Source organism: Blautia sp. HCN-20427, from assembly GCF_037890365.1.
Lineage (GTDB): Bacteria > Bacillota > Clostridia > Lachnospirales > Lachnospiraceae > Blautia.
In genome coordinates, this window is record NZ_JBBKBX010000057.1 from 1 (window position 1) to 1885 (window position 1885).

General features: G+C 40.2%; 1 protein-coding gene. It reads right to left on the reverse strand.

Annotated features, from left to right (window positions below; genetic code table 11):
• Window positions 1–1515, reverse strand: a 1515-nt coding sequence (gene ltrA / locus WKT17_RS16165; RefSeq protein WP_270847092.1) for a group II intron reverse transcriptase/maturase, incomplete at its 3' end; no start/stop codon positions are given.
• Window positions 1516–1885 lie beyond the last annotated feature (370 nt).

Below are 1885 nucleotides of genomic sequence, written 5' to 3' on the forward strand. Positions count from 1 at the left end.
ATAACTACAAACGATTGATCGCTTCGCCATCGGTATTTTATTTTTGATGAATGCAATCGGATAGATCATCTGGTCAATTCCTGAAACATATCGAATCATTTTTGACTGTCCGAATCTTTCCTTTTCTGCTTGGGTGATAGTTCCACCCTCACGTTTTAGCATACTTCCTGTTTCTGTATTTAACCTGTTCGTCAAAACTGTCATTACTCGCCTATGGAATTCTCTGCAATCAATACTGATACAGGTGGCAAGCTGATAGTAATTCTGTATGCCTAACACCATGGAGTTATATAGCTGAATTTCTGATAAACAACTTTTTTTCTCTCTGGGTTTTGCGATGTTTTTCGCTTGTTCCACTAGCTTTGCTCTTTCAATTTCAACCTTTTTGTCACAGATTGCCGACTGCACCACATATTTATGATGCTTCAACCTTACCCTTATTTTGAATCCAAGAAACTCTGACCACCGTTTTCTGGTGTTCACAATCCTTGTTTTCTCAGGAGACACCTCTAATTTCAACCTCTCTTCAATCCACTCCGTAACCGCTTCTTTTGTCCTGACTGCGTCCTCTTTCGTTCTACAGAAAATCCTAAAATCGTCCGCATACCGAATGATATGCATTTCTTTCATTTCTGTGTTTTTCATAATCCTATAACCATGGCTTTTATCAAAAACCTTAGTTTTTCCGATTATTCTTTCTCGCCCTCTGCTTATAGCAATTGGATTTTCCTCCCATTGACTGGCTATCCACCAATCCAATTCATTTAGAACGATGTTTGCCAGTAGTGGTGAGATAATTCCTCCCTGTGGTGTACCCTTGTCGGGCAATACCGTTGTATTATCGGGCATTTTAATTGGAGCTGTTAGTATTCGCTTGATAATAAAAATCAGCGTTTTATCATGGATACCCAGCGACCATATCTGTCTGATTAACTTGCTATGATTTACGTTATCGAAAAATCCTTTAATATCAAACTCAATAACATAATGAAGGTTCATCATTTGAAGCATGGTGTAGGTTCTGTTAATGGCATGTTCAACGGATCTGTTCGGACGAAATCCATAACTATTATTGCTGAACTTTGCTTCGCAGATTGGTTCCATGATCTGCTTGATACATTGCTGTATCAGCCTATCCCATATGCATGGGATTCCCAGCGGACGTGTTTTTCCGTTTGGTTTCGGGATATCTTTCCGTCTTACAGGCTTTGGTCTGTAGCCGTGTTCGCTTCCCGTAACAATAAATCTCACTCTTTTTACCACATCATCAGGAGTTCGACTCCCAATATCTGTGATGTTCTTTTTATCTGTTCCTGCCGTGTAGCTGCCTTTGTTCGCTTTGATGTTTCGGTACGCAAGTAAAATGTTATCCCTGCTCACTATCAAATCCATAAGATTCTCAAATACTTCACCGTTCTGACTTTTTTGATATAGTTCATCAAAAGTATCTTGCATTCCATAGTACTCCGCATGACGCAGGTCATCTACACATAATGTTTTACTTTTCTTTGGCATAAGGCATCACCTCCTCTCGAAAGTGACCCTTTTGGTCTTACTCGTAATCCTTATCATAAGACTGAATAATGCCTGTTTATTTCAACCGACTTGTGACCATTCCTCCGAGTTCCTCTTTTTCGCAGAACTCATCATAAGTTCGATCACGGCTTTTCAGCACCAGTTCACCTGCTTATTTTCTTCGTCAGGCTATCCCATAATGGAATCTGATGCCTTTCCACGTTCCGATAATCCTATCTGTACATATATCCTTAGGTCTCTGCTATAGTCCTGTCAGCTTGGATGTGCCTGTAACACAACATGGTCGTTCGTAGGGTCAATTTCTACTGAACCACACTGACTGCGCTTTAACGCACCCATACATTTCTAT